Source organism: uncultured Anaerococcus sp. (genome assembly GCF_963512375.1).
Lineage (GTDB): Bacteria > Bacillota > Clostridia > Tissierellales > Peptoniphilaceae > Anaerococcus.
Map to the genome: position 1 here is coordinate 38,123 of NZ_CAUPMI010000012.1, position 20,255 is coordinate 58,377.

At 37.0% G+C, this 20,255-nt stretch carries 17 protein-coding genes; 2 read left to right on the top strand and 15 right to left on the bottom strand.

Features of this window, described 5'->3' with window-relative positions; all coding sequences use genetic code 11:
• The first annotated feature begins 213 nt into the window (after positions 1-213).
• A complete protein-coding gene (locus RRB46_RS06505; protein ID WP_296126333.1) occupies positions 214-1,227 on the top strand; it encodes a low specificity L-threonine aldolase in 1,014 nt (337 codons plus the stop codon).
• A gap of 55 nt (positions 1,228-1,282) precedes the next feature.
• Here RRB46_RS06505 and hydE read toward each other — a convergent pair whose 3' ends face one another.
• The 14 genes from hydE to RRB46_RS06575 form a co-directional block, all read right to left on the bottom strand.
• A complete protein-coding gene (hydE, locus tag RRB46_RS06510) occupies positions 1,283-2,305 on the bottom strand; it encodes a [FeFe] hydrogenase H-cluster radical SAM maturase HydE (RefSeq protein ID WP_296126330.1) in 1,023 nt (340 codons plus the stop codon).
• Between the two features lie 97 nt (positions 2,306-2,402).
• Complete coding sequence (locus tag RRB46_RS06515) at positions 2,403-3,026, bottom strand: phosphohydrolase (protein WP_296126327.1); 624 nt, start codon at positions 3,024-3,026, stop codon at positions 2,403-2,405.
• Positions 3,019-3,708, bottom strand: coding sequence for an acyl-ACP thioesterase domain-containing protein (locus tag RRB46_RS06520; protein ID WP_311537910.1), 690 nt, complete (start codon positions 3,706-3,708; stop codon positions 3,019-3,021). The genes RRB46_RS06515 and RRB46_RS06520 overlap by 8 nt, the downstream gene beginning before the upstream one ends.
• Positions 3,709-3,742: 34 nt before the next feature.
• Positions 3,743-4,954 carry a S41 family peptidase gene (locus tag RRB46_RS06525; protein WP_311537911.1) on the bottom strand — a complete coding sequence of 404 codons (1,212 nt, stop codon included), beginning with the start codon at positions 4,952-4,954 and terminating at the stop codon, positions 3,743-3,745.
• Between the two features lie 120 nt (positions 4,955-5,074).
• Complete coding sequence (locus RRB46_RS06530; protein ID WP_311537912.1) at positions 5,075-6,487, bottom strand: alanine/glycine:cation symporter family protein; 1,413 nt, start codon at positions 6,485-6,487, stop codon at positions 5,075-5,077.
• Between the two features lie 283 nt (positions 6,488-6,770).
• Positions 6,771-7,652, bottom strand: a complete 882-nt coding sequence (locus tag RRB46_RS06535; protein ID WP_311537913.1) for a class C sortase — start codon at positions 7,650-7,652, stop codon at positions 6,771-6,773.
• Positions 7,627-8,505, bottom strand: a complete 879-nt coding sequence (locus RRB46_RS06540) for a class C sortase (RefSeq protein WP_296126313.1) — start codon at positions 8,503-8,505, stop codon at positions 7,627-7,629. Before RRB46_RS06540 ends, RRB46_RS06535 begins: the two co-directional genes overlap by 26 nt.
• Positions 8,498-9,478: a class C sortase gene (locus RRB46_RS06545; protein ID WP_311537914.1), complete on the bottom strand. Its 981-nt coding sequence runs from the start codon at positions 9,476-9,478 to the stop codon at positions 8,498-8,500. Before RRB46_RS06545 ends, RRB46_RS06540 begins: the two co-directional genes overlap by 8 nt.
• Before the next feature lie 90 nt (positions 9,479-9,568).
• Positions 9,569-11,473, bottom strand: coding sequence for a SpaA isopeptide-forming pilin-related protein (locus RRB46_RS06550; protein WP_311537915.1), 1,905 nt, complete (start codon positions 11,471-11,473; stop codon positions 9,569-9,571).
• Positions 11,474-11,754: 281 nt separating this feature from the next.
• Complete coding sequence (locus tag RRB46_RS06555; protein WP_311537916.1) at positions 11,755-12,549, bottom strand: ZIP family metal transporter; 795 nt, start codon at positions 12,547-12,549, stop codon at positions 11,755-11,757.
• Positions 12,550-12,553: 4 nt separating this feature from the next.
• Complete coding sequence (locus RRB46_RS06560; RefSeq protein WP_311537917.1) at positions 12,554-14,929, bottom strand: glycogen/starch/alpha-glucan phosphorylase; 2,376 nt, start codon at positions 14,927-14,929, stop codon at positions 12,554-12,556.
• A complete protein-coding gene (gene malQ / locus RRB46_RS06565; protein ID WP_311537918.1) occupies positions 14,929-16,443 on the bottom strand; it encodes a 4-alpha-glucanotransferase in 1,515 nt (504 codons plus the stop codon). The genes RRB46_RS06560 and malQ overlap by 1 nt, the downstream gene beginning before the upstream one ends.
• Entirely contained in the window at positions 16,436-17,044 is a 609-nt protein-coding gene (locus tag RRB46_RS06570) for a hypothetical protein (protein ID WP_311537919.1), read from the bottom strand. The genes malQ and RRB46_RS06570 overlap by 8 nt, the downstream gene beginning before the upstream one ends.
• Positions 17,034-18,242, bottom strand: a complete 1,209-nt coding sequence (locus tag RRB46_RS06575; protein ID WP_311537920.1) for an AI-2E family transporter — start codon at positions 18,240-18,242, stop codon at positions 17,034-17,036. Before RRB46_RS06575 ends, RRB46_RS06570 begins: the two co-directional genes overlap by 11 nt.
• 92 nt (positions 18,243-18,334) lie before the next feature.
• On the opposite strand from RRB46_RS06575, the gene RRB46_RS06580 reads away from it, so the two are divergent.
• Complete coding sequence (locus RRB46_RS06580; protein WP_311537921.1) at positions 18,335-18,949, top strand: thiamine diphosphokinase; 615 nt, start codon at positions 18,335-18,337, stop codon at positions 18,947-18,949.
• 32 nt (positions 18,950-18,981) lie between these two features.
• On the opposite strand, the gene RRB46_RS06585 is transcribed toward RRB46_RS06580, so the two are convergent.
• Entirely contained in the window at positions 18,982-20,205 is a 1,224-nt protein-coding gene (locus tag RRB46_RS06585) for an AI-2E family transporter (RefSeq protein WP_311537922.1), read from the bottom strand.
• Positions 20,206-20,255: the final 50 nt, after the last annotated feature.

Here is a 20,255-nt window from a genome sequence, read left to right on the forward strand (position 1 = left end):
CAGGATGTCATATCCTTGCACTACTAATATATCATAGTCGATAATGAATATCAATACTACTAATTAGAAATCTTTGATATAAATTATCAATCTCATTCACGATATCAGCAGGAAAACCTTATTTCTTGAAATTTATTTAATTTTATCTAATTTTTTTAAAAATGTTATAATAGAAGAAATAAAAGTAAGTGAAATTTATAGAAAAGAGGTTATATGTATTTTTTTGTCAATGATTATAATTCTATCTGCTATCCAGAAATCTTGGATGCTTTAAAAGATTCTATAGATGAGAAAAATCCTGGCTATGGTTTTGACTCTCACTCTGATAAGGCCAAAAGTCTTATAAAAGAAGCTCTTGGAGATAGAGATATCGATATCTACTTTCTTCCAGGCGGTACACCTGCAAATATCATAGGGGCAGCAGCTGGCATGCGCCAACAAGATTCTGTCCTTTCTGCTGCGACTGGCCATATAGAGGGTCATGAGGCAGGCTCAATTGAGGCTACAGGTCTTAAAATCGAGCTTATAGAGTCAGTAGATGGGAAAATTAGCCTAGAAAATCTTAAAAAAGCCTATGCATCCTTTTCTACAGAATATGTGACAGTTCCTAAAAAGGTCTATATTTCAAATACTACTGAGCTTGGAACAGTTTATAAGAAAAAAGAAATAGAAGAAATCTATGATTTTTGCAAGGAAAATGGCCTTTATCTATTTATAGACGGGGCTAGGATGGCTGCTGCCCTTGCAAGTGATCTTTGCGACTACAGCCTAAAGGACTTGACTAAGATGTGTGATATCTTTTATCTAGGCGGAACCAAGGCCGGTTTTCTTTTTGGCGAGGCTCTGATTGTAAAAAATGAGGACCTTAAAAAAGATTTAATCAACCTTATTAAACAAAAAGGAAGTCTCCTAGCCAAGGGTTTTATTCAAGGAATCATGTGGGAGAGAGTCTTTTCTGAAGAAGGCTTTTACCTAAAGGGCAGCAAGGTCGCCTTTGAAATGGCAAAGCTACTTGCATTGGGTCTTGAGGAAAAAGGCTATAAACTTGCCTATCCATTTGAGTCAAACCAAGTTTTTGTGAAAGTATCAGATGACCAGTATGAAAAAATGGCGAAAGTCGCCTACTTTGAAATCATGTCTGAAGAAGATAATGAGAAGGTGATTAGACTTGTTACCACCTTTAGGACCAGGAAGGAAGATGTGGAAGGTTTCTTGGAAAAATTATAAATAAGCAATAAAAAACCTTGATAGTCGGATTTTCCCGCACTTATCAAGGTTTTTCTTAATTCTTATCTCTAACATCTCCCCTATCAGTTACTATCTGATAGCCAAAACTTGCTATTTCCTTTTCTAGGGCCTTTTTGGCTTCTGCTGCTTCAAGGCCTGTGTTTAACTTATTGTCATAAAGATTGTAGGATTTTTTGGCCTTTGCTGGGGATAAGTTTGGCATGAGGACATTGGCACCTGCCCTAAGGCCAAGCTCTCTGCCCTTTGGATTTATGGTGCCTAGGGCCGTAGTTGCTGGTATTAGGGCATAGGGAAAGACTAGCCTAAGGATAGCTACCATTCTCAATGTTTTTGTAAAAGACCCATCCTTAAAGTCCTTAAAGGGTGTATCGTGACTTACCAAAAATGGTCCAATCCCTACCATATCCGGCTCTAAATCTTCTAAAAATCTGATATCTCTTATCAAATCATCTGTAGTCTGGTAGGGGCTATCGACCATGAAGCCTCCCCCAACCTGGTAGCCTATTTCTTTTAAGTTATAAAGACATTCTTGCCTATGAGCTAAGCTCATCTCTTTAGGGTGGATTTTGGCATAGTGGTCTGGGTTTGATGTTTCCTGTCTTAAAAGATACCTGTCAGCTCCCGCATCGTAAAAAGCCTTGTAGTCTTCATAAGACCTTTCGCCTAGAGATAGGGTTATGGCTGTATCTGGATATTTATTTTTAATTTCTCTTATGGAATCTACAACAAAGTCCCTGGAAAAGCTAGGGTCTTCTCCCCCTTGCATAACAAAGGTCCTAAAACCAAGCCCATAGCCAAAATCAGCCGATCTTAGGATTTCGTCTTTGGCAAGCCTGTAACGGTTGACATGGTCATTTGACCTTCTTATCCCGCAATAATAGCAATTATTCTTGCAAATATTTGACACTTCGATTAGGCCTCTGATGTAGACCTTGTTGCCGTAATTTGCCCTTCTAATCTCATCAGCCCTTTCCATCAGGCTTTCAGTCATGGATTCATCTTCTATATATTTTTTGAGTTTGTCGTATGGAATGTGGTTGATTTCTCTTTTAGTCATAAGTCCTCATAAAAAAAATTGAGGAGGTCGTGCGACCTCCCTGGGTTGATAAAATAAATTCACTTATAATATACTCAAATATACATATTTTGCAATATTATTTTTGATCTTTGAATAAATTATAGGGAAATTTGTAAGACTTTCTCTTGGGCACATAGGCTCCTATTTCCTTGCTAAGGATTTTTTCAAAATCTTTCTGCCAATTATCTATTATCTTGCTAATTTCTGAATCTTCCGACCCCTCTTTGACATCACTTTTCTCAGCAAGGCTTGGATATTCATTTTTAATATAATTATCAACGACAATTACCAGCTTTTCATAGGGACTTATCTCTCTCTTCTTAAGGAATTTTCCTATAAAATCCAAGTCAAAATCAGACACATTTTTCTCCCCCCTATAAGAATCTATCTTGTCAGTCACAAAGCCATAGCCTAGGGCAAGGCGGGCTGGGAAAAAGTATGATTCGCTCCTTAAAAATTTGTATCCCTCCAATAGATGAGCCATATTATCATGGCCAAGGCCCCTTCCTATATTAAAAAGACTCCCACAAGCAAGTGCTATATCTGGGTCAAGGCCAAGCTCCTTTCCTATCTTTTGGCAAGTTTTGCCAACTAGGTGGGAATGGATTATCCATTTTGTGGGATTTGCGGCAAAGGCCTCATCCATTATTGACCTTATCTTATCCTTGTTTGGAATATTTCCATAATTTTCCTTATACATATCTAATCACTCCATAGCTGTGGTTAATGCTTTCTGAATCAAGAGAAAATACCACTTCTTTATCAGAATCCTTATAGGATAAATTTACTTCTTTCTGATCTCTTATCTCATTTTTGTAGATGATTTTTATATAAGAAATCCTATCTTCCCTATTTTTTTCAATCTCTTTTAGGAAGTCAAAATAAATCCCATTATTGACGTGACCATTTTTATCAAAATCAGCCTGCCTAATAGCAATTTCCTTTAAATTCTCAAAATCATTTGGCCTTTTAAAATCTTTTCCCTCATAGATTGATTTTTCTTCTCCATAGGCTTTTTGGATATTTTCATCAATCAAGCTGAGTTTTCCCTTAAGCCTATCAAATAAAACAAGTTTTGCACAGGCCCTTGCAATTTGCCTGCCATCTTTTTTTATAAGGAAATTCCTGTAGGCATAAAATCTTTTTATCTGGGTGGGGATTGATGTAATTTCTATAACATCATCTGCTTTTATTGGCGTATCGATTTCTATATCCCAGGAATAAACTAGCCGCACCTTTCCATTCATATCTAGATTTTTTTCAATTTTATCGGATTGGATAAAGGATATATCAAACATAAGGCCTGTTAGATTTTTAAGACTTAAAAAGCCCTCCTTGTTGCAAAGCATTGACCCTACCCTGTAGGTCCTTATCTCTTTCATACTTACCCCTTCAAAAAAAGGACAGCTGGCTGTCCTAATTTTTATTTCCTATTTCTTTTATAAGTTCTGTTAGAGCCTTTAAGAATTGACTATCTTTAGTAAAGTCATTTTCATTTAGGTCTAAGTCTGGATTTTTATTTTCTACTACTATATCAGGCTTAACACCAACTTTGTTGATTTTCTCGCCGTTTGGTGTCTTGTATTCGCTGATAGTAATCTTTGCTCCAGCTCCATTATCAAGTGGGAATATCTTTTGAACGACTCCCTTGCCGAAGGATTTTTCACCGACTATCTTAGCCCTGCCCCTATCTTTTAGGGCGCCTGCTAGGATTTCTGATGCTGATGCTGAGTTTTCGTTTATCAAAGCTACCATTGGTATGTCATCATATTCTGCATCTGATTTTTCGCTTACGACATTGCCATCCTTATCTTCTGTGGTTACTACTACTCCCTCATCTAGGAAGGTATCAGCTATATTTAGGCAAACATCTAAGGCACCACCTGGATTATTTCTTAAGTCAAGGACAAGGCCTTGGACCCCTTCGTTTTTAAGTTTGGCATATTGGTCTTTGAAGTCTTCCCAAGTTACATCATCAAAGGCAGTTAATCTTAAATAACCAACCTTAATTCCCTTTAGATTTAGGGTTTGGGACTTGACTGTGTCTACCTTGACATCACGTCTTTCAACCTCAACGTCGATTTCCTCTCCCTTTGGATTATCTTCACTAACCCTCAATATTTTCATATTTACCTTTGAACCATCTTTTCCTCTAATAAGGGCAACGGCTTCCTCTAGCTGATTTCCTGCGAATTCTTTTCCTTCAATTGATTTTATAAAATCTCCTGATTTTAAACCAACTTCCTGAGCAGGAGAACCATCAAACACTTGAATAACCTTTATAAGCCCTTCTTTAGAATTTGACATACTAATACCTATTCCCTTATATCTTCCGTCAAGGTTTTCTATAAGCTTAGCAAACTCTTCCTTTGGATAATAAGCAGTATATGGGTCGCCAAGATTTGCAAACATACCCTTTAGGCTGCCTTCATAAAGCTTTTCTTCATCGACATCAAAAAGGAAATTCCTATCAAGCAATTCCTTAAGGGATGCCATATCGCTGATTAATTGGTTAGACCTAGAAGAGCTCCCAGATCCTGTATCCATATTTGTTCCTAGCATAAATCCTGCAAAACCAATGCCTGCCACCAGACAAAGACTTAATATAAATTTACCTAATCTCTTCATAATTTTTCCTTTCTAATAGGCTAGGCCTATTTACTAATACTAATATTATATCACAAAAGCCTAGTCTATCACCAATAATTTTCTAAGAAAAAAGCCAGGGTGGGCCTGGCTGTAAAATTTCTATTTCCAATAGTCTAGCTTGCTTTCATCAAGACCTATATTTTTTGCCATAAATACTGGCTCTTGGCCTCTTCTCCTTTGGTCAATATAATCATTTAGGGCTTTTATAGATATACCACCCAAAAGCAAGATTGAGGATATATTTATAATTGTCATAATCCCCATGAGTAGGTCGGCAAAGTTCCACACAAATTCCATCTTCATGCCGGCTCCCACAAATATTACTAGGCTTGCAAAAATCCTAAAGCAAATCATAAGATATTTATTCGGAGTCTTCTTAAATAAATATGAAAGACAAGAATCACAATAGTAAAGATTGCCCAGAAGAGTTGTAAAAGCAAAGAGGGCAAGGGATACGGTTATAAAAATATTACCGTAAGATCCAAATACTGTTGCTAAGGATTTTTGCACTAGAGGCGAACCAGCAAGTTCTTCTGTAGGTACAATACCTGATACGAGAGACATAAAGGCTGTAGCTGTGCAAATCACAAGGGTATCAAGAAATACAGAAATCATCTGCACAAGGCCTTGCTTGACAGGATGGCTTACTACAGCACTTGCTGCAGCATTTGGTGCCGAACCCATACCAGCCTCATTTGAATAAAGACCTCTCTTGATTCCCTCTACCAGAGCAGATCCTGCCACTGCTCCAAAGATTGCCTTAAAATTGAAGGCATCTTCTAAGATTAATCTAAACATGGCTGGTATGTTTGAAAAATTTAGAACAATCATGACTAAGGACATCAATACATAAATTAGGCCCATGAAGGGAACTATGAAGGATGTAAACTTAATAATCCTCTTACCACCACCAAGTATGCAATAAGCTGTAACTAGGGCTAAGATACCTCCAATAAGCCAAGGAGTAGTGTTTTTGTCATAAAAACCATAGGCCCTAAAAGATTGTTGGAGGTTAAAGGAAGCTAACATATTAAAGCCCAAGGCATAGGTCATAATCAAGGCTATGGCAAAGATTACTCCAAGCTTTCTTGAACCAAGGCCATTTTCAATATAATAAGAAGGTCCACCGTAAGATGTACCATCATCAGACCTTCTCTTATAAATTTGGGCAAGGGTTGATTCGATAAAGGCTGAAGCTCCGCCAATTATAGCAATAATCCACATCCAAAATACCGCACCAGGTCCTCCCAGGCAGATGGCATTGGCCACCCCTACAATATTACCCGTACCAACACGAGAAGCGGTAGATACCATAAGAGCCTGAAAGCTTGATACATCCTCATCGCTCTCGGGTTTTTCTACAATTACCTTAAAGGCATCGCCAAGGAGCCTAAATTGAATAAAGCCACTCCTAAAAGAAAAATATAGGCCACTTGCCAGCAAAATAATAATTAAGATTGGATAATACAAATATCCATTGATTGTCGGTATAAGCTTTTCTATAAAACTCATAAAATTCCTTTCAATATTCAAAGTAATAAAAATTTACTACTAGGTCCTTTGTTCACTAATCTACTATAGTGAAGCACGTCTTTTTTATTTTACTTTTATGTGAATATTAAGTCAAGATTTATAATGTCATTAAAGGCTTTAGATTAATATTAGATTGATTTATAGATATTTGGAAATTAAATAATTAAAATTAATTTCATATATATAGAAATATCTGCATAAGAAAACAGGTTAGCCTATAAAAAACAAAGCTAACCTGTCATATCAATCTTATATTTAATTTCTAAATGCTTATCTTAATCCTTTTTGTAAACCTGACTAGGGTATAGATAAAGGCAAGAGTGCCTAAGATTGCCCCGATTAATGTCGCAATCTTAGTAATTTTTACTAGCTTATCTCCTTCTTCATCATCGTATTGGCTAGCCTTTAGTCTGCCATTTGATAATTCAAATTCTTCTGCAGGTCCTGTTTCATCTCTTACGGCATTTACCAGAAGCCTATCTGGTCTAGGTGGCAAGAATGGTGAACAGGTAAGGAGAGTTATCATATCAAGGCCTTCTCTTGGGGCTAGTTTGTCCCGATCATATGGACCTATGACTTCCTTATCACTTACCACATATCTCATAGTTTGATTAGCCCTTTCTATGTAGATATAATCGCCTTGTTCTAGCTCATCTACATACAAGAACATGGTATCGCCCCACCAGCCCCTATGGCCTGCTATGGCACACCTTGTTCCAACTCCACCTACCGGCATTGCTGTGCCTGCAACTTGGGCTACTCCCCTTGATATATGCTCTTTTGTAGCATCTATATATAGGGGAAGGTACTTATCAAGCTTGGGTATAGATAGGTAGGCAAAGGGAGTGTTAGTTTTTGTAAACATATCATAGCCATTTTCATACTCATCAGTTGTAAATGGGTCTTGGACACTCATATCAGAATTTTTGATTATCTCATTATAGGCCTGGGCCTTTTTATTTTCTTCTTCAATTAGGTCAGCACTTTTTGCTGCCTCTTGCTTTTCAAAAACTTTCTTAGAAGCATTTGCCCTAATATCGTTGTATGACCTTAGGATAAGGGGGCTAGTCAAGAGGGCTAGGCCAACTAAAATCAGGATATATCCCAAAAATGATTTTTTAGTTAGTTTTATTTCTTTCTTCAATTTCTTTAAGCTCCTTACTTAAGTGGTCTGTTTTTTTCTTTTCTCTAAAGAGGGTTAGGGTTAAGATTAGAATTATTGGGATCATCACAAGGACCATCCTAAAGAAATCAACCCTAGCTCTAGGTGTATTTGCTATACCATCGTCGATTGCTGCCTGGTAAGGAATCCTCTCTCCCCTGACTAAGAGTCTGTGGGAGTTGATCATATAAGGTGTACAGGTTAAAAGAGTCGCATAATCGTGGCCTTCCACTACTAGGACCGGCTCAAAATTGGATGGCTCTACAACCTGGATTTTCTCTACCTTGTAGGCAATTGTCTCCTTGATATTTGTAATATAAAATACATCACCATAAGAAAGCTGGTCTAGGTTTCTAAAGAGCTTGGCATTTGGTAAGCCCCTATGGGCAGTAATAACCGTATGGGTAGACTTTCCACCTACTGGAAGCGATGTTCCCTCCAAGTGGCCTGCCCCTTTTTGCAAAACATCATCAGATGAGCCAGCACGAATAGGAATATCTACACCAATTTTGGGGATATTTATATGACCTACCATCTCTTCTACCTCTAGCATCCTAGCATAGTCTGCCCTTGCAGCCTTTTCTATATCGGTATAAGGGTCTGCAAGACGTGATGGGTCTAGGGTTTTGTTATAGGCATGGGCTAGGGCCATCCTCTTATCCAAATCTTCTGGTGGAAGGGCCTTGGCTGCCTTAACGAAGGTTATAACCTCATCTTCCTTTTGAATTTCATAATATTTTTGACTTATCAAAGGATAGGAGAAAATCAAGAGACCCAAAAGAAAGATGCCTACAAACATAAGCCTGTTGGGCTTTTTCTTTTTTGGATTAGTCATAGTCATCTCCGTCATCTTCCGCTAGATTGTCAAAGAGGTCACCCTGACTTTTTGCCTTCGGCTTAACTATTGTAAGGCCCTTCTTAGAAATCTCTGCAATCTTCCTAAAGTACTTCTTATTATCCCTTCTTAATTTTAAAATTAGGATTATAAGGATTAGGATTAGGACTAGGGAAGCGAAGAAGAGGAGTCTAAATATCCAGTTATTTCTGCTTTCTCTAATAAGTTCTTCATCAACCGCTGGCACATAAGGCACCCTATGGCCTCTGACAATAAGCCTGTGGGTATTGATCATGATTGGTGTACAGGTTAGAAGGGTTGCATAGTCATGGCCCGGGCTAATCATGAGGTCATCAAAGTTTGATGGCTCTATTACCTTGATTTGGTCTACCTGGTAGGCTATGATTCCCTCGATATTTTCTATATAGAACTTATCTCCTATCTCAAGCTGGTTAAGGTGGGTAAAGAGGGTCGCTTCTGGAAGACCTGAGTGGGCTGTAAGGACCGTGTGGGTGGAGTTACCACCTATAGGAAGAGATGTACCTTCCAAGTGACCTACACCCTTTTGGAGGATATCCTCGCTGGTACCTGCATAGATTGGGAGCTTTTGGTTAATCTTTGGTATATCAACAGTACCAATCATCTCCTCTACCTCAAGCATCCTAGCGTATTCCTTACGACCTTCTTCTTGTTGCTTACGGCTGTAAGGGTCTGATGCAATCTTACCTGACAAGGACTCGTTAAAGGCCTTGGCAAGGTTGATACGCCTGTCAATTTCCTTAGTATCAAGTTTTTTAGCTCCTTCGGAGAAAGTTGATACCTGCTCATTGGATTCTATACGGTAATAGAGTCTTGAAATCAAAGGATACATCATGACCATAAAGCCAAGCAAGAAAAACAGCCTGAATATCCATTTGGCCTTGTTTGATTTTTTCTTATTAACTTTTTTTGCTTTTTTATCTTTTTTCGCCATTATTTTTCCATTCATAAAAGAGGGGCGTAAGCCATCTGACTTAGAGCCCCTCTAATAGATTATAAAGAAGTTTACTCTTAAGTAAATCTACTATGCTATTCTTGGTTTTTCTGCTGATCTGACTAATTTTACACCAACTATCAAGAGTATAAGTCCAATCACTGCCATGATGATAATCCTAATATCACCAGTCTTAACAAGTGGGCCTCTAATAATCTTAGATACAGTTGTTTGGGTAGATGGTGTGTAATCTGTCTTAACTGTATTTATTGGCTTGTCTGTCTTGATAATTGTGTTTGGCTTTTCGGTTTTTATAACAGTGTTTGGCTTTTCTGGTGTTGGTGGTACTGGTGGTTTTTCTGGTGGTGGAGGTGTTCCTGGTGGAACCTCTTTATTTTCGATAAAGATAGCTGGTAGTGAATCACTTCCTGCCTTAATAGTAAATTTAATTGGCGCACTTTCTGGATTATAACCTGCTGGTGCCTTAATCTCTCTTAGGGCATAGTCACCATATTCAAGGTCAGATACGGAAAATTCTCCCTTTTCATCTGATATTACTTGGTAGTTTTTGCCATTTCTTTGGATGGTCTCATATTTTCCATTTACAATTTTTTGTACTTGGAAGACTGCTCCACCAAGTCTTTTAGCCTTGGAAGTATTGTCAGTTTTTACGAACTTGTAACCACCTTTAGGTGTTTCTTTTGGTTTTGGTGTTTCACCTTTAACAGGAATTTTTGTATTGCCTATAGTTAGGTAAGGCTTCTTATCAGATGTGGTCATCTTGCCTTTTGCATAAGAAAACTCATATTTCTTTTTTGTATCAGCTTGATAGCCCTTAGGAGCTTCGCTCTCTTGGAAATAATATTCCCCATCTGGCAAAGCTTCTATAAAGATGGTACCCTTGCCTGATGTAGTAACCACGTCAATATTACCCTTTTCGTCATAAGTAAATTGGCCCTTGGCATTTAATTTCACTTTTACAGGGCTGCCATCTTTTTTAAATAACTTAAACTTAGCACCATTTAGGGCTTCGCTTGTCTTATCATCTACTTTTTTAAGAAGTGGATATCTCTTGTTTTTAACAACTACATTTCCTTGACCTGGTTTAAAGGTATCTGAAATTTGACCGATATTGTCTGGATTTTCATAGCCTTCTGGAGGAGTTACTTCTTCAAAGTAATATTCCCCTTCAGGTAGGTTTTCTACAGTCAAACTTCCGTTATCCCAGGTTGTTAGGATACTTTCTACTGTCTTTGTAGGGTCATACTTATAAGATCCCTTGGCAACTTCTGTGACAGATACAGGGATTTTCTTATCGCCTTCTTTTTTGTAAAGCTTAAATTCTGCCTTGTTTAATTTTTGGTTGATATTATCTTGGTCAACCTTAACAAGGGTTATAGAAGTTTCTGGATTCTTAACAGTTTTTTTCATGTTTACTATCAAAAGTCCATTTTCTACAGTTTTTCCTGGGACTTCTTCTATGGTTGTGATAAGTTTCTGGTCGTATTTTTCCTTTGATTCATCTGTTTCTTTTATAAGATAAAAACCAGGTTCAAGGTTTTCTAATACGATTTTTTCAAAGGTATTATCCTTATCAAACTTATCAGGTTTTATGCTTTCTACAAGCTTTCCATCATCAAAAATTAAAGACTTATTGGATAAGATTCCCTCACTTTTTAGTTCTTTTTCTACTTCTGCCATTGGTAGGGAATGGAGCCTCTTAGCTACTTCCAAATGGTCTCTTGTTTCGTATTCTTTTGGCAATTTAAAATACTTGACCTGTCTACCATTTGCCTTGATGTCTTCTCCCTCAGATTTTCTATCATCAACATGGCTTATTTTTAGCTCTACCCTGTACTTATTACTTACAGCCTGAACTTTTGGCTTAGCTTCAGTTGATGTAGCAAAACTCTTTAGACTCGGAATAAATATGGTCAAAACCATCATCAAAGGCAAAATTAGTCCTAGAATTTTATTTTTTATTATTTTTCCCATAATTCCTCCTAGAATATAATTAGGCCTTTCCTTCTTAACTCTTGCAAATCTATATTTACTTAGCTTATTTAAGGAAATCTATGTAAGAGTTTCATATTTATAAATTATATATAAATTTTTTCTCTTCTAATTACTTCTATTATATCACATTTATTGCAATAATACTATTGATATCAAGCAATTATGACTTAATATAAAATTTTCTAAATATATTACAAATTTTGTTAGTAAAAAACTAAATTTTAATTAAAAAAGAAACCCATTACTGAGTTTCAATTATTTTATCCTAGCATGACATCTAAAATCATCATTACTACAAAGCCTGCTGCAAAGCCAAGGGTTCCTATGTTGGTGTGGCCTTCGCCCTCACCTGTTGCTTCTGGTACTAGTTCTTCTACTACTACATACATCATCGCCCCTGCTGCGAAGGCTAGAAGATAAGGTAGGATTGGAACTAGGTAATGGGATAGGATTATGGTTAGAATTGCTGCGATTGGCTCTACTGCACCTGAAAATATGCCCATTCCAAATGCCTTGTGCTTGTTTACTCCTACTGCCCTTAGGGGCATAGATATGATGGCTCCTTCTGGGAAGTTTTGAATGGCTATACCTATGGATAGGACTATGGCTCCTGCCATTGTCATGTGGGTATTACCATAGAGGACTCCTGCAAATGATACTCCTACTGCCATTCCCTCTGGTATGTTATGTATGATTACTGCTAGCACCATCATGGTTGTTTTTCTGAGGCTTTCTGCCTTCATTCCTTCCGGATGGTCGCTATCTATATGCTGGTGAGGGATTACGCTATCTAAAAATAGGAGGAAGAAGATTCCTACAAGAAATCCTACTGCTGCAGGTATCCAGCTCATTTTGCCCATTTTATCTTCTACCATATCCATGGCTGGCATTATTAATGACCAGATTGACGCTGCTACCATTACACCTGCGGCAAAGCCAGAAAGGCCCTTTTGGACCTTTTCTTTTAGCTCGCCTTTCATGATGTAAACACAGGCAGCCCCTAAGCTTGTTCCTATGAAGGGGATCATTATCCCCAATATTACATCTATGTTCATAGTCTTAGTCTATTTTCCAAATATCATCTGCATATTCTAGGATTGTTCTATCTGATGAGAAGAATCCAGCGTTTGCGATATTCTTTAGGGCCTTTCTTGCCCATTCTTTTCTATTTCTAAATTCTTTGTTTAATTTAGCTTGTGTTTCTTTATAAGATTTGAAATCTTTTAGTAGATAGTATTGGTCAGCTCTACCGCCATTTTGTGGTTTGATTAGCTCGTTATAGATGTCTAGGAAGTAGTAAGAATCTTGGTCTTTGAATTCTCCACTTACTAGGGAATCTACTACATCTTTGATGTCTTCATCTTTGCTGTAGAATTCAAAGGCATTGTATGATTCTGCTATTTCTGCTAATTCTTCTACTGTTGCTCCGAATCTGTAGTTGTTTTCTTCGCCTGCTTCTTCAAAGATTTCTACGTTAGCTCCATCTAGAGTTCCTAGGGTTAGGGCACCGTTTAGCATGAATTTCATGTTACCTGTACCACTTGCTTCCTTACCAGCTGTTGAGATTTGTTCACTTACATCTGCTGCTGGGAAGAGTTTTTCAGCGTAGGTTACTCTGTAGTTTTCTACGAAGATTACCTTTAGCTTGTCATTTACATCCTTATCGTTGTTTACTACTCTTGCTACTTCATTGGCAAGTTTGATCATTCCCTTTGCTCTAAAGTATCCTGGAGCTGCCTTACCACCAAAGATAAAGGTTGTTGGTGTGAAGTCTAGGTCTGGGTTTTTCTTTAGTTTGTGATATAGGTGGATGATGTGAAGGATGTTAAGGTGTTGTCTCTTGTATTCGTGGATTCTCTTGATTTGGATATCATAGATTGAATGTGAGTCAATTTTTATTCCTTCATTTTCTAGGATGTATTTAGCTAGTTGGTCTTTCTTTGTTTGTTTGATTTCTAGTAATTCATCTAGTACTTCTTCATCATCTAGGAATTTTTCTAGACCCTTTAGCATAGCTAGGTCTTTTTTCCAAGCGTCTGTGCCTAGTTTTTCTGTGATGAAGTTTGTTAGCTCTCTATTAGCGTATACTAACCATCTTCTTGGTGTGATTCCGTTTGTCTTGTTGTTGAATTTCTCTGGGCTTTCCTTATACCATTCTTTGAAGGTATCATCTTTTAGGATTTGTGAGTGAATTTCAGCTACACCATTTACAGAAAATCCTACATAGATTGCAAGGTTTGCCATGTGTACTAGATCGCCTGTTACAATTCTGTATGGATCTATTGCCTTGTCGCTGAAGCCTCTGTCTTTGAATTCTTTTACAAGTTTATTATTGATTTGTTCTACGATTTCTAGACATCTTGGGTTTACTTCTTCCATTAGGTCAAATGACCATTTTTCTAGGGCTTCTTGAAGTACTGTGTGGTTTGTAAAGGCAAATACCTTGTTTGCTATTGCGAGTGCATCTTCAAAGTATATACCATTTTCATCTACTAATACCCTTATTAACTCTGGAATTGCCATGATTGGGTGGGTGTCGTTTAGTTGGATTACGTGATATCTAGCGAAGTTTTCAAATTTGAGGTCTTCTGGGAAGTCTCTCTTGTATTTTTCTACCATATCTTGGATTGATGCTGAACAGAAGAAGTATTGTTGTTTTAGTCTTAATAGCTTTCCTGCTCTTTGCATATCGTTTGGATATAGGACTCTTGTAATATCTTCTGCTCTGTTTTTCTCAGCTACAGCTTCGTCATATTCGAAGTTGTTGAATTTAGCGAAGTCAAATTCTCTAAATGGTTCTGATTGCCATAGTCTAAGTGTGTTTACTATACCATTTTCAAAACCTACTACTGGCATATCATATGGTACAGCCTTTACTTGTTGGTCTCTAAATTTAACTATTTTCGCATCAGAATCTACCCTGATTGACCAGCCGTCACCATCTTTTATCCAGCTATCGCCGTATTCTACTTGGAAGCCATTTTCGATTGATTGTTTAAAGATACCTTCACGATATCTAACACCGTATCCATATAGGCTTAGTTTTTGGCTGGCAGCTGAATCCATAAAGCAGGCTGCTAGTCTTCCTAGACCACCATTACCAAGGGCTGCATCATCTTCATAGTCTTCGATTGCTTCAAAGTCTATTCCGATTTCATCTAGTAGGTCTTTTACTTGGTCATAGATTCCTAGGTTGATTAGGTTGTTACCTAGAGATCTACCGATTAAGAATTCTGCTGATAGGTAGTAAGCTTTTCTTTCTTTTCTAACTTTTTGCTTACTTCTTCTCCAATCTTGGTTGATTAGTCCCATGATTGTATCGCAAAGGGCATCATATCTATCCTTATCTGATGTATCTTCAAAGCTCTTTAGTGTAATTCTTTGAAGGTTTTCCATGTAGTGATCAGCAAACTTTTCCTTAACTAACTTATTCATTAAATCCTCCCGTAAGTTTTTGCCATCTTTTCATATTTTTCAGCGATTTTCTTATCAAAGTCGCTTGCTACCGCTCTCCAATCCCAGTTTCCGCCTACGATACCTGGGCAGTTTATCCTTGCTTCGTTGCCAAGGCCTAATAGGTCTTGGATTTCAAACATACATACATCTGATACTGATGCCATAAGATTTCTTGCTATTATTTCTCTTATGTTTTCATCCTTTTCATCTTCACTGATTCCAAAATATGTCCTTATAAGTTCTAATAAATGTTCGTCAGCATTATCTAGGAATCCTTGAAGGGTATCAGAGTCATGGGTTGAAGCGTATACCATAGAGTTTCTCTCGTAATTGTGTGGTAGATATTCGCTATCAAAGTTATCACCAAAGGCAAATTGTATTACCTTCATGCCTGGGAAGGCGTAGTGATTAATTAAATCCTCGACTTCTTTTGTTATGAAGCCTAAATCTTCTGCTATATATTTTGCATCTGGATAGCTTTCTTTGATTGCATCGAAGAAGTCATAAGGTAAGCCTTTTTCCCATTTTCCGTATCTGGCTGTATCATCTGTTGCTGGTATGGCGTAATAAGCTTCAAATCCTCTAAAGTGATCGAGTCTTAGGATATCATAAAGTTTGAGGCAGGCTCCAATCCTTCTTTTCCAAAAATCGAATCTTTCAACATCCCTCATGTATTCCCAGCGGTAAACAGGGTTGCCCCAGAGTTGTCCATCTACTGAATAGTCATCTGGAGGTGCTCCCCCAACTACTATAGGTCGTTTTGTTTCTTTATCAAGTTTAAGTATCTCATAATTAACCCAAGCATCTGCAGAATCGTAGGCTACATAAATTGGAAGGTCACCTATTATCTCTATTTCATGTCTGTTTGCAAATTCTTTTAATTTATTCCATTGTTTAAAAAATTCGTATTGAAGATAGACATAAAAATCTATTAATTTTTTATTTTCTTTTTTAAATTCATCTAGGGCAGATTTTTTTCTATTTCTAAGGTCTTCATCCCAAAATTCCCAAGACTTATCGAGATTATCTTTCTTAATGGCCATAAATAGGGCGTAGTCTTCTAGCCAAGCAGCTTCCGCTTTTCTAAATTCTTTAATTTCCTTGGCATATTTTTCTTTAGCATTTTCAAAAGCTATTTCTAAGACCCTATATCTGACATTGTAAAGTTTGGCATAGTCTATTTCTCTTTCGTTCCCACCAAAATCTATATTTTCTAGGTCTTCTTTTTCTAATAGTCCATCTTCTATTAGCATGTCTAAGTCTATAAAATATGGATTGCCAGCAAAGGATGAGAATGATTGGTAAGGGCTATCTCCGTAAGATGTTTGACCTAGAGGTAGGATTTGCCAGTATTTGGCTCCACAATCATTTAGATAGTCTACAAAGTCATAGGCAGCCTGACCGAAGGTGCCGATGCCATATTTTGATGGCAGTGAAAATATTGGCATGATTATGCCGTAAGATCTGTCTAATCTTGCTTGTTTTTTATTCATAAATATTCCTTTCAAAATATATTAGGCCTGTATAGGTCCTTAGGCTCTTATCAAAGTCTTCTAGGTAGAAGGTGTGTCTTCTACCCCAGCTTGATACGACTAGTTCGTGCTTGTCATTTTTCTTATTCATTTCTGTTATAACTAGGCCGTGGTGGCTCATTACATCTATGTCCCTGCTTAGCCAATTTATAAAAATCACTGGAGAGTCTTTGGCCAAGCCTTCTTCTATGAAGGCAATCTTTTTTTCTAAAGATACCTTCTTTAGGAGGTTTTCCTCAAGGATCCTGTAGGATAAATTGAGGTCCATTTGGTGGTTTATAATCCTAATTCTTTTTAGAAGGGAACTAGCTGTGGGTACTCCATTTGCCTTGGGTCTCAGCCTCCTATAAAACTTATATTGCATGTCGTTATAGGTCTTAAAATCTACAGGACCTCTTTCAAACATATAAAAATACACATTTGTAAAGGCTGTCACCACACAGGCCCTATCTCTAAAAAACTTAGAAAGGCCAAGTTCTTTAAGCCATTCCTGGTGGCCGCCGTAGTAGGTCGCACCTTCTTTTAAGACGGGGACAAAATAATTACTTTCCTTAAGTTTCATCACCTGTATCTATCTCCTCTATAGTATAAGATTTATTTTCTTTAGCCTTAAGCTTAGCCTCATCGAAGTTTTTCTCCTTAAGTTTTTTGTTAATCTTTTCTAGATAGAGGGTGTAAAATACCGATACAACTGGTATTGATATTAGCATACCCCAAATCCCAAACAGGGACCCACCTATAGTTACAGATGCCATCACCCAAACAGCAGGAAGTCCTATTGCATCACCTGCTATATATGGGAAGATTAGGTTCTCTTGGATTTGTTGAATGATAACATTATAGGCCAAAAATATAAGAGCCTTAAAAGGTGATTCAACAAAAATCAAGATTGCTGAGAATCCAGTACCAAAGATTGGACCAAAAATTGGGATAAGGTCTGAAATACCTACCACTATCGAAATAATTGGAGCATTTGGAATCTTAAATATTTTCATACCTATAAAGGTAAGGACTGATAGGCAAAGTACTGATATCATCCTTGAAAATATATAATCCTTGAAGGTGTTATAAGAAAGTGATAAGACCTTGTTGATATAATCAGCCCTCTCTTCGCTAAGCAAAGCATAGATAAGTCTTGTGCCATTTCTCTTAAGCATCTTCTTATAAACTAATACAAATATAGAGAAAACTATCATTGTAAAAATCCCAATAACCCCACTGGATACAGAGTTTAAAAGTCCTGTTGCCTTTGAGAAAAGATCGACATCCTTTCCATCTATAAATGAAAAGATAGCATTTCTAACATTGTACCAACCCACACCGCTAAAGGTATTCATGAATTTATTGGCATAAGGCTCAGTCAATTCATGGTTTTTTAGAAAATGATAGGTTGAATTTACAAAATCTGGCCACCTTATAGAAAAGGTATAAACAATCTTAACCATAGATGGAATCAAGATATTTATAAGTATGACTAGAAAAGCTATAAGTAAGGCCCAAGATATGAGGATTGATGAAATTGAAATAAGTTTTTCATGCTTAGAATTTTTATCAAGGGAATGTAGCTTCCTCTCAAAAAAATTGGTCGGAATACTCATCATAAAGGCCAAGGCACCACCCACAATAAAGGGTGATACGACCGCATAGAGGGTGGAAAGAGCCTTAGAGACTTGACCTATATAAAATAATCCAAAATACAATAAAATTCCGATAACTACTACCTTAAGTAGATTTTTAGTTTGTCTATCTAATTCTTTCATGCTTAATTCCTTCTTTTTCATAATTCATATACATTTTACCATTAATTGTAATAATAGTTAAGAAAATGTTATAATAAAATAAAGGAGTAATTATGAAAAGGTGTTTTATAATAGCTGGCGGAGATTTTGACGGCTTTTTCGATGAAATTTGTGAAAATGATTTGGTGATTACAGCTGATAAAGGCTTTCGTTTTGCAGAAAAGGAAAATATTAGAATTGACTATGCAATTGGAGATTTCGACTCGACAGATAGGCCTGATTTTAAAAATATCATAGCCTTAAATCCTATTAAGGACTTCACAGACACAGTTGCAGCCATAAGGCTTGCCATGGAAAAGGGCTATAAGGACATAGTAATCTACGGCGGCCTAGGGGGACGAGAATCTCATACGATTTCAAATATCAAAACCCTCCTCCATTACAAGAAAAAGGGTGTAAATATTTCTCTAAAGGCAAGGGGCAAGGAAATTTTTGTCATAGATTCTGATTTTTCTTATAAATTTAAGGGCCATGACTTTTATGTATCAATTTTTGCCTTAGATGGGGAAGCCATCCTTTCAATAGATGGACTTGCCTATGAGCTTGACTGCTATAAAATGAGTCTTGATGATAGCCTAGGAGTTTCTAACCAGACTAAGGGGTCTGATTTTAAAATTAGCCTGGAAACAGGCTATTTGCTCATAATTTTTGAAGATTTTTCTATATAAAAAGCTAGCAGTATAAGCCGCTAGCTTTTTGCTTACATATCTTTTAAATTTTCTTCTCTTATTTCTTCGTAGGTTTTATTCCTCAAATATTCTATTTCTTCTTCGCTGATATTTTTGTTTTTAAGTTTCTTTTTGGTATTATCTGTAACTAGGGTGTAGACCACAGTTGCGAGTGGTATGAAGGCTACCATACCAAAGACTCCAAAGAGTCCCCCACCTATTACTACCGATACAAAAATCCAAATAGCTGGTAGGCCTTGGTGCTTGCCTATTACAAGCGGATAAAATATCTGCTGTTGGACTTGTTGGAGGATTAGGATGAAGATCAAAAATATCAAGGCCTTGGCTGGCGAATAGATAAATATCAAAATCATACCGATGGCTGTTGCTGAAAATGCTCCAATATATGGAATAATGTCAAAAGCTCCCATAAGGATTGATATCATACCAGCTGATGGCAACCTTAGGATGAGCATACCTATAAAGCAAGCCACTCCCAGGGCTATGCATGATAAAATTTTAGTTTCAAGAAACCTAGAAAATGATGCATAGGATAGTTTTGAAACATAGATTATATTTTTGGCCACTTCTATTGGAAGGTGGGCAAAGATAAAGCCTGTTATCCCATCGGCAAGACCATTTTTATTTAGGCTAACATATATTGAAAAAATAAAACCTATACCCAGGGCTAAGATCCCTTGAGATACCGTGCTTATAATCGAACCAGTCTTATTTAAGATATTTGACTCAGAATTTAAAAAACCTTGCAAGAAACTTGTCACAGTCCTGCTTATCCCATCTAAATCTAGGCTTTGGACCTTATCTTCTAAGAGATGGCTGGCCCTTTCCAAGAACTTATAATTGTCCAAAAAATCTACCAAGGAGTCGAAAAACACCGGAATATTTTCGCTAAGCTTAGTAATTGCCCTGGAAAGCTCTGGAATTAGAACGGTTAGGACAATTGTCACCATTGCAAAAAATATTATCCAAGAAATAGCCAAAGAAAGGGTTAAGCTTAGTTTCTTATTTTTCTTAAAAACATCAAATCTTGAAAATATATCATTATGGAAGAAATTGATAGGTAAATTTATGATAAAGGCTATGACAAGTCCATAAACCAGAGGCCTAAAGACCTGGTAGGCCCTTGATAAAAATTCTCCAATCTTGTCTATATAAAAAAATCCAAAATATATGGCTATTAAACAAAAGCCTACAAATATATAGCGTCTTGTTTTGCTATCAAGTAAATCTCTCATATTCCCTCTTTAAATTTATAAGGCCCGCTTAGCAGGCCTTTTTTTAGTAA